This is a genomic window from Streptomyces griseorubiginosus (assembly GCF_017614965.1).
GTDB lineage: Bacteria > Actinomycetota > Actinomycetes > Streptomycetales > Streptomycetaceae > Streptomyces > Streptomyces griseorubiginosus_B.
The window spans coordinates 1-8,479 of the sequence record NZ_WVUG01000355.1; the positions used below are offsets into that span (position 1 = coordinate 1).

Annotated in this window: 7 protein-coding genes; 3 read left to right on the forward strand and 4 right to left on the reverse strand. The window is 71.2% G+C overall.

Going from position 1 to position 8,479, the window contains the following annotated elements:
* Positions 1-124: 124 nt before the first annotated feature.
* From GRC12_RS38450 to GRC12_RS38460, 3 genes are all read left to right on the forward strand, one after another.
* Entirely contained in the window at positions 125-1,378 is a 1,254-nt protein-coding gene (locus tag GRC12_RS38450; RefSeq protein WP_208784964.1) for a permease, read from the forward strand.
* A gap of 95 nt (positions 1,379-1,473) precedes the next feature.
* Positions 1,474-1,869: a hypothetical protein gene (locus tag GRC12_RS38455; RefSeq protein ID WP_208784966.1), complete on the forward strand. Its 396-nt coding sequence runs from the start codon at positions 1,474-1,476 to the stop codon at positions 1,867-1,869.
* A 25-nt stretch (positions 1,870-1,894) separates the two neighbouring features.
* Entirely contained in the window at positions 1,895-2,710 is an 816-nt protein-coding gene (locus GRC12_RS38460) for an SDR family oxidoreductase (RefSeq protein ID WP_208784968.1), read from the forward strand.
* Between the two features lie 17 nt (positions 2,711-2,727).
* Here the strand turns inward: GRC12_RS38460 and GRC12_RS38465 are convergent, their stop codons facing one another.
* The 4 genes from GRC12_RS38465 to GRC12_RS38480 form a co-directional block, all read right to left on the reverse strand.
* The gene (locus tag GRC12_RS38465; protein WP_208784970.1) at positions 2,728-2,967 is read right to left on the reverse strand and encodes a hypothetical protein; all 240 of its coding nucleotides are present in this window, start codon (positions 2,965-2,967) and stop codon (positions 2,728-2,730) included.
* A gap of 73 nt (positions 2,968-3,040) precedes the next feature.
* The gene (locus tag GRC12_RS38470) at positions 3,041-4,534 is read right to left on the reverse strand and encodes an SDR family NAD(P)-dependent oxidoreductase (protein ID WP_208784972.1); all 1,494 of its coding nucleotides are present in this window, start codon (positions 4,532-4,534) and stop codon (positions 3,041-3,043) included.
* A gap of 103 nt (positions 4,535-4,637) precedes the next feature.
* Positions 4,638-5,972, reverse strand: coding sequence for a wax ester/triacylglycerol synthase family O-acyltransferase (locus GRC12_RS38475; RefSeq protein WP_208784975.1), 1,335 nt, complete (start codon positions 5,970-5,972; stop codon positions 4,638-4,640).
* A gap of 144 nt (positions 5,973-6,116) precedes the next feature.
* Positions 6,117-8,438: a GH92 family glycosyl hydrolase gene (locus tag GRC12_RS38480; RefSeq protein WP_208784977.1), complete on the reverse strand. Its 2,322-nt coding sequence runs from the start codon at positions 8,436-8,438 to the stop codon at positions 6,117-6,119.
* Positions 8,439-8,479 lie beyond the last annotated feature (41 nt).

The window sequence follows — 8,479 nt, forward strand, 5'->3', positions numbered from 1 at the left end:
CCCTGATCCCCTCCTGATCCCCCCTGATTCCCTCCTGATTCCGTCCTGATCCCCCTCTGACATATTCATACCCCCAGGGGGTACAGTCGCGTGGACTGGTGTCACATCGAAGGGCTGGGACCTCATGGACGCGATCCTCCACGCGCTGTCCATCACCGGATCGATGACCTGGGAGATCACCTGGGCCCTGGTGCTGGGCTTCGCGCTGTCCGCCGTCGTCCAGGCGGTGGTGCGCCGCTCCACGATCGTCCGGCTGCTCGGCGACGACCGGCCCCGCACCCTGACCCTCGCCGCGGGCCTGGGCGCCGCCTCCTCGTCCTGTTCCTACGCCGCCGTCGCCCTCGCCCGCTCCCTGTTCCGCAAGGGCGCGAACTTCACCGCCGCGATGGCCTTCGAGATCGCCTCGACCAACCTGGTGGTCGAACTGGGCGTGATCCTGGCCCTGTTGATGGGCTGGCAGTTCACCCTGGCGGAGTTCACCGGCGGCCCGGTGATGATCGTCCTGCTCGCCGTGCTGTTCCGGTTGTTCCTGCGCGAGCGCCTGCTGCGCCAGGCGCGCGAGCAGGCCGAACGCGGGATCGCCGGATCCATGGAGGGCCATGCCGGGATGGACATGTCGGTGGGTGGCGAGGGGTCGTTCGTACGGCGGCTGCTGTCCCGGAACGGGTTCACCTCCGTCTCCCACGTGTTCGTCATGGAGTGGGCGGCGATCCTGCGGGACCTGGTGGTGGGGCTGCTCATCGCGGGGGCGATCGCGGCCTGGGTGCCCGACTCCTTCTGGCAGTCCTTCTTCCTGGAGGGCCATCCGCTCGCCGCGAAGATCGTCGGTCCGCTGCTCGGCCCGCTGGTGGCGATCGCCTCGTTCGTCTGCTCCATCGGGAACGTGCCGCTGGCGGTGGTCCTGTGGAAGGGCGGCATCAGCTTCGGCGGGGTGGTCGCGTTCATCTTCGCCGACCTGCTGATCCTGCCGATCCTGAACATCTACCGGAAGTACTACGGGCCGCGCATGACGGCCTTCCTGCTGGCGACCTTCTACGCGGCGATGGTCCTCGCCGGTTACGTGGTGGAGCTCGTCTTCGGCGGCCTCGGGCTCGTGCCGGACCAGAGCAGTGCGAAGATCCCCGACGAGGGTGTCTCCTGGAACTACACGACCTGGCTCAACATCGTGTTCCTGCTGCTCGCGGCGGTGCTGGTGTGGCGCTTCGCACGCACGGGCGGGGCGGCGATGCTGCGGATGATGGGCGGGGCACCGGACGACACCGACGCGGGGCACGAGCACGGACACGGGCACGGCGACCACTCCGCCCATGCGCACCACGACGATCACACCCACAGCGACCATCACACGCACCAGGACGGCCATCACGGTCCGCACTGAAGTGGCCACGCAGTTCAAGTGCCGTTGGCCGAATCGAAACACGGCCATGATCTGCTGACGGACGGCAACGGCTTGTCCGGCGGGAGGACTGACGCATGGAGCTGCGCAGTGTCGAAGAGCTGATGGATCTGCTGCACGCCTGCTGGCACCAGCACGCGCTGCGCACCGCCGCGCTGCTGCGCCGCAGCCGACCCGCCGACAAGGAACTCCAGGTGGCGGGCCTGGTGCAGGACATCGGGCAGCTGATCTGCCCCGGCGACGAACGCCTCGGCGCCGAGCGCGCCGCCGAGGCCGTACGGCCCCTGCTCGGCGAGCGCGTCTACCGTCTCGTACGGCGGCACGGCCCCGCCCACGACGACGACCTCCTGCGGCTGCGGCTGGCGGACGAGGAGAGCCGGACCGCGGGCCTGGACGCCGGGGTCCTGGAGGACTGGCGCACGGTCCTGGAACTGGTCGCCGCGCGGAACTCCCGTCTCGGGGCTGTCGACTGACGGTTCGTCATGAGACGGTACGGCGATGACGTCGTCGTACGCGCAGGACGGGCTGAAGGGCAGGGCCGCCGTCGTCACCGGCGGAACGCGCGGCATCGGGCGGGCGGTGGCCGAGCGGCTGTCCGCCGCCGGGGCGCGGGTGTGCGTGACCGCGCGGGACGCGGAGGACGTGCGGCGCACGGCCGCCGAACTGGACGGCATCGGCGTGAGCGGCAGCGTCGCCGATCCGGGGCATCCGCGGGAGGTCGTCGAGGCGGTCATGAGCGCGTTCGGCCGGATCGACGTCGTGGTGAACAACGCGGCGACGAACCAGCCCTTCGGGCCGCTCATGGAGGCCGACCCCGACGCGTGGGCCGCGGCCTTCGCGGTGAACGTCGAGGCTCCGCTGAGGCTGGTGCAGGGGGCCTGGCGGGCATGGATGCGGGAGCACGGCGGCGCGGTGGTGAACATCTGCACGGAGGGCGCCGGGCATGTCGGCCCGAACGTCGGGGCCTACGGCACCAGCAAGGCGGCACTGCTGCACCTCACCCGGCAGCTCGCGGGCGAACTGGCGCCGAAGGTGCGGGTCAACGCGGTCTCCCCCGGTCTGGTGCGCACCGAGATGGCGCGGTTCGTATGGGAGCCGGGCGAGGAGCGGCTGGCCGCCGGGCTGCCGCTCGGGCGGATCGGCGAACCGGACGACATCGCGCGGGCGGTGGTGTGGCTGGCCTCGGACGCGGCCGGGTGGATCACCGGCGCGGAGCTGCTGGTGGATGGGGGCACACGCGTCAGGACGGCGTACTCCGGGCCGGAGTACGCCGTCCACGACCGGCTTCGCTCATACGCACCACCTCGCTCATGACGGTGGCTGTGGCTCCCTCACGGGAACAACGCGATACCCAGGAGGATCACCAGGACGATGCAGGCGACGAGTGCGACCGTGGCCCACGTGCCGCGGTGCTTCACCGGGCTCGTTTCGCCGCTGCCTGCGCCGCGCGGCCGGTCCTCGGGCAGTTCGGCGTTGTCGGGGCGGTCGTTGCCGTAGAACTGTTCGTCGGTCGGATACCGGTTGCGCGGGTCGTCGTGCGCTCGCGGATCAACACCGTGTGGACTGCTCATGGTCACTCCCTGACGCGGTTATCACCAGGGGGCGGGTTCCCGGCCGGCGCCGGGCCACACGCACGATCGCGGATCACCACTTCCCGGGCGCGTAGTCCTTCAGGAAGACGCCGTACAGGTCCTCGCCCTGTTCGCCGCGCACAATCGGATCGTAGACCCGCGCGGCCCCGTCGACCAGGTCGAGCGGCGCGTGGAAGCCCTCCTCGGCCAGGCGCAGCTTGTCGTAGTGGGGCCGCTCGTCGGTGATCCAGCCGGTGTCGACCGAGGTCATCAGGATGCCGTCGGTCTGGAACATCTCCTGGCCGCTGGTCCGGGTCACCATGTTCATGGCGGCCTTGGCGGCGTTGGTGTTCGGATGGCCCGCGCCCTTGTAGCCGCGGCCGAAGACGCCCTCCATGGCGGACACGTTCACGATGTAGGCCCGCTTGCCGGGCGCCCGGCGCGCGGCCTCGGCCATCGCCGGGCGCAGCTTGCTGATCAGGATGAACGGCGCCGTGTAGTTGCACAGCTGGGTCTCGAGCAGCTCCACCGGGGAGATCTGCTCGATGGTCTGCACCCAGGTGTTGGTCTCTACGACGTCCGGGACCAGGCCGCCGGCGTCGATGGCGGTGCCGTCGAGGTGCCGGGCGACGCTGGCGTTGCCCGCGACCAGGGCCAGGTCGGCAACCTTCTGGGCGTCGAGGCCGCTGGTGCCGAGGGGCAGGGCGGCGAGGCCGTCGACCGCGCCGGAATTGAAGGCGCCGATGACGTGGTGGGCGGGCAGCTCCCCGGCGGGCAGCGGGGCGCTCTCGCCGTCGACCAGGGCCGCGTAGGCGGTGGGCAGACGGCGCACGGTCTGGGTCGCGTTGTTGATCAGGATGTCCAGCGGGCCGTTCTCGGCGACCTGGTCGGCCAGGGCCACGGCCTGTGCCGGGTCGCGCAGGTCGATGCCGACGACCTCCAGACGGTGCAGCCACTCCGCCGAGTCGTCCATGGCCTTGAAGCGGCGGATGGCGTCCTTGGGGAAACGCGTGGTGATCGTGGTGTGCGCGCCGTCGCGCAGCAGGCGCAGCGCGATGTACATGCCGATCTTGGCGCGGCCGCCGGTGAGCAGGGCCCGCTTGCCGGTGAGGTCGGCGCGGGCGTCGCGCTTGCCGCGGTTGAGGCGGGCGCAGTCCGGACAGAGCTGGTGGTAGAAGTAGTCGACCTCGACGAACCGGGTCTTGCAGGTGTAGCAGGAGCGCGGGCGCTGGAGTATCCCCGCGATCCTGCCCTCCTCGGTGGCCGAGGACGGCAGGATGCCCTCGGTCTCGTCGTCGATGCGCTGGGCGGAGCCGGTCGCCGTGGCCTCGGTGACCGCCTTGTCGTGCGCGGTCTTGGCGGCCCGGCGCTCCTGGCGGCGGCGCTGCTTCACGGTGCGGTATATACCGGCGGTGGCCCGGCGCACGGCGATCGCGTCGGGGTGGTCGACCTCCAGCTTGTCGAGCTCCTCCAGCACGCTGAGGCAGACGGCGAGCCTTTCGGGGTCGATGCCGGGCCCGTACACGACCTCGTCCGTGGCCGCCGGGCCGTCCTCTGTCACCGTCATCGCGCTGCCGTTTCCCTGATCACCGAGCGGCGCTCCGATCGCACCCGCTTGTCGAAGGGTGGATTTTACGGAGCGCCGCCCCGGTCCTCCAAACTCGTCGTGATCAGGAACCGCAGGCCGTGATGAGGGTCTCGACCTCGGCGGTGAGGGCCGCGGCCAGGCGGTCCAGGTCCGGTACGGCCTTGGCGTCGGCGACGAGGCCGTAGTGGACGTGGCCGCGGTAGGTGGAGACGGCGACCGCGAGGGCCTGGCCGCGGGCCAGCGGGGCGAGCGGGTAGACCTCGGTGACCGGGTTGCCGCCGAGCTTCAGTCCGATGCTGGGCAGCGGGACGCTGGTGACCAGGATGTCGAACCAGAGCCGGGCGGCCTGGCCGGCCAGCGGACCGCCGAGCCTGAGGCCCAGCGGCGGCACATGGTCGGCGAGCAGCGCGACGGCGCCCGCGCCCCGGTTGGGCCCGGCGTCCTTGTTGCGGTCCATGGCCGCGCGCACCGTGCCGAGCCGGCCGAGCGGGTCGGGGTCGTCGACCGGGAGCCGTATCAGGTACCCGGAGAGCCGGTTGCCCTGTGGGGTGGCGGTGCGCGGGCGGCGCTTGGAGACCGGGATCAGGGCGCGTGGCCGGACGCCCTCGCTGCCGTCGCCGCGCTCGTCCAGCCAGCGGCGCAGGGCGCCCGCGACGACCGCGATGAGCACGTCGTTGACGGTGCCGCCCTCGGACTTGCGGACGCGGTGCACGTCGTCGAGGTCGATCACGACACCGGCGGTGCGGCGCCTGCCGGTGGGCTCGGCGGCCAGCGCCGCCGAGGAGCGCACGCCCAGTCCGGACACGGCGAGGGACGCGCCGATGTCGAGGGCGCGCCCCGCGTCGGACACGGCGCCCCTGACCAGCTCCGGCAGTCTGCGTACGTCGGGCAGGACACCGCGCCGGGGCTCCTGGGGGCGCGGCCGGCGCTCGGGCAGGTCCATCGGGTCCAGGACGGCGGCGGCGAGCGTCAGCGCCCGCAGCCCGTCGGCCAGGGCGTGGTGGAACTTGAACAGCACGGCGAAGGAGACGCCGTCCTCCCCGGGCAGCACGTGTGCCTCCCACGGCGGCCGGCCGCGCTGGAGCGGACGCTCCATCAGCCGGCCCGCCACCGCGTGGAAGTCGGCGGTGGGGGCGTGCAGCCGGACGTGGTGCAGGGGGTCGAAGCCGGGATCGGGCTCCCGGGTGGCCCCGCCGAAGGCCAGCGGCCGGAAGGAGAAGGGCTGCCACACGTCCCTGATCCGCATCCGCAGCCCGGGCACCGCAGCGGCCCGCGCGGCGAGCAGGTCGGCGGCGTGGGCTCCCGCGGTCGGGGAGTGGGCCGAGAAGACCCCGAGGGCGCCGAGATGCATGGGGTGCTCGGCGGACTCGATGTTCCAGAACGCCAGGTCGAGAGGAGCGAGCAGGTCAGAAGTCAATGGCTTGCCTCGCATCGACGAAGGGTGAGCCAGCAGTCAACCCCCGACAAGCGATTACGGTCAAGTACGATCAAGCTACGCTCAGTTAACAACGGATTAAGTCCCGCCCCTCTGGAAGGGGCGGGACTCAGGGGACACCTGTGGTTACTTCAGCGCGGGTGGCGCCGCCAGGGCCGAGGTACCCCACTCAGACGGGTGCGGGCCGACCGTGAACGACAGCGAGCGCAGGGAGCGCAGCCCACCGGTCGTCAGGTAGGTCCGGTCGTACGCCTTTCCGTCGGTGCGGGCCGACTGGATGTACCGGTCGGTGCCGGACGTGCCGGGTGCGGAGATGCGCAGGGCGCCGTGCGGGTAGTAGCGCCGGTCCAGGGTCAGGTCGACCCGGTCGAAGACCGGCGTGGACAGGCCCCAGGTGTCGTAGCCGGGCTGCACCGGGAAGATCCCGATCGACGACAGCACGTTCCAGGCGGACATGGTGCCGAGGTCGTCGTTCCCGGTCATGCCGGTCGGGGTGTCGGTGAAGAGGGTCAGCGCCGCGTGCACGACGTCGGTGGTCTTCCAGGGCTGACCGGTCGACAGATAGGTGTACGGGGCGATGAGGTCGGGCTCGTTCTGCGGGTTGTACTTGTCCGCGTTGTAGTAGTCATAGGGCCCGTTGACCCACACCTCACGAGCCGTCCTCGCCGGGTCGGCGAGCAACTGGTCGTAGGCGAAGAAGGAGTCCAGCCGGGCGTTGGCGGCCCGCTCGCCTCCGATCAGGGAGACCATCCCGGGCAGGTCCTGCGGCACCAGCCACTGGTACTGCCAGGACGTGCCCTCGTGGAAGCCCTCGCTCTGCGCCGGGTCGGCCGGGCCGGTGAAGGCGCCGGAGGCGTCTCGGGCGCGGAAGAAGCCGGTCGAGGAGTCGAAGATGTTCCGGTAGCTCTGGGCGCGGGCGGCGTAGCGCACCGCGTCCCCCGAATGGCCGAGGTCACGGGCCATCTGGGCCAGCATCGCGTCCGACAGGGCGTACTCCAGGGTCGCCGAGGCGCCGTGGTCGTAGTCCGAGTCGCCGGGCTTCACGTGCGGGCGGCCCTTGATGTACGGGGCGAAGCCCTCGGCGATGTACTCCTTGTTCGCCTCCCGTCCCACCGCCGGGGAGTCCGACGGCGGCACCCCGTCGGCGTTGCGCTTCAGCGCCCGGTAGGCCCGCTCCTCGTACCCCTTGAGCAGCCCCTGCTGGTAGGCGTTGGTCAGGAACGGGGTGACCGGGTCGCCGGTCATGATGTTCGTCTCGACCGTGCCGTAGCCCCACTTGGGCAGCCAGCCGCTCTCCTCGGAGATCCTGATGACCGAGATCGCCATGTCCCGGGCCTCGCGCGGCGCGAGCAGGGACAGCAGCTGGGACTGGGTGCGGTAGGTGTCCCACAGGGACCAGTTCTGGTAGTAGGTGAAGCCGTCGGTGCGGTGGATCCGCTGGTCCCAGCCGGTGTAGCGGCCGTCGGCGTCGCTGCCGATGTTGGGCGCGAGGAAGGACCGGTACAGGGACGAGTAGAAGGTCCGCCGCAGGCTGTCGTCGCCGCCCCTGACGCGTACGTCGTCGAGCCGGTCCTCCCAGGCCCGCTCCGCCCCGTGGCGTACGGCGTCGAAGGAACGCCCGCCCTCGGCGCGGAGGTTGACGGCCGCGCCGTGCGCGTCGACGTAGGACAGGGCGGTGGTCGCCTCGACGGTGCGGTCCTTCGTCGTGTCGAAGCGGACGTAGGCGCCGTCCCGGCCGGCCTTCGAGCCCGAGGTCACTCTCGGGCCGTCCCAGGTGCCGTACGCGGTGAAGGGCCGGTCGAAGCGGGTGATCGTGTAGACGGTGTAGGGCTTGGTGTCCTGGCAGAAGCCGCGGCCGGTGATGGCGGTGCGCACGGTGCGGTTGTCGAGGATCTCGACCGTGGAGGAGACGCCGGTGTGCAGCGACTGGGCCGCGTTGAGCAGGACGTTGGCCTTGTCGGTGGCCGGGAAGGTGTACCGCTGCACGCCGGTGCGCGGCGTCGCCGTCAGCTCGGCCCTGATGCCGGTCTTCAGGCCGACCTCGTAGTAGCCGGGGCTCGCCGTCTCGTCGTCGTGGCTGAACTCGGCGGCGTAGCGGGCGTAGTCGGTCTGGGTGACGTCCCCGGTGGTGGGCAGGACCGGCAGGTCGCCGCCCAGCCCGCAGCCGACGCCCGACAGATGCACCAGGGAGAAGCCGCGGATGTGGTTCTGAGAGTAGTCGTAGCCGGTGTTGTGACCGGTGTCGGGTGAGAACTGCACCATGCCGAAGGGCACGGCGGCACCGGGATAGGTGTTGCCCTCGTTCTCGGTGCCGATGAACGGGTTGACCAGGCTTGTCAGTTGAGCGTCGCTCGGCTCGGCGGCCCGGGCGGTGACGGGAGCGGCGAACAGGGCGGACGCCGCCACCACCCCCGCCGTGCACAGGCGCAGGCGCCGGGTCCATCTCATGTCGGGAGTCCTCCGGAAGGGGTGGGGTCAGGGGGTCGAGG

Bases quoted from the DNA above. Each gene is read 5' to 3' on its own strand.
- GRC12_RS38480 (WP_208784977.1), bottom strand. From the start codon at position 8,438: ATGAGATGGACCCGGCGCCTGCGCCTGTGCACGGCGGGGGTGGTGGCG.
- GRC12_RS38455 (WP_208784966.1), top strand. From the start codon at position 1,474: ATGGAGCTGCGCAGTGTCGAAGAGCTGATGGATCTGCTGCACGCCTGC.
- GRC12_RS38450 (WP_208784964.1), top strand. From the start codon at position 125: ATGGACGCGATCCTCCACGCGCTGTCCATCACCGGATCGATGACCTGG.
- GRC12_RS38460 (WP_208784968.1), top strand. From the start codon at position 1,895: ATGACGTCGTCGTACGCGCAGGACGGGCTGAAGGGCAGGGCCGCCGTC.
- GRC12_RS38465 (WP_208784970.1), bottom strand. From the start codon at position 2,967: ATGAGCAGTCCACACGGTGTTGATCCGCGAGCGCACGACGACCCGCGC.
- GRC12_RS38470 (WP_208784972.1), bottom strand. From the start codon at position 4,534: ATGACGGTGACAGAGGACGGCCCGGCGGCCACGGACGAGGTCGTGTAC.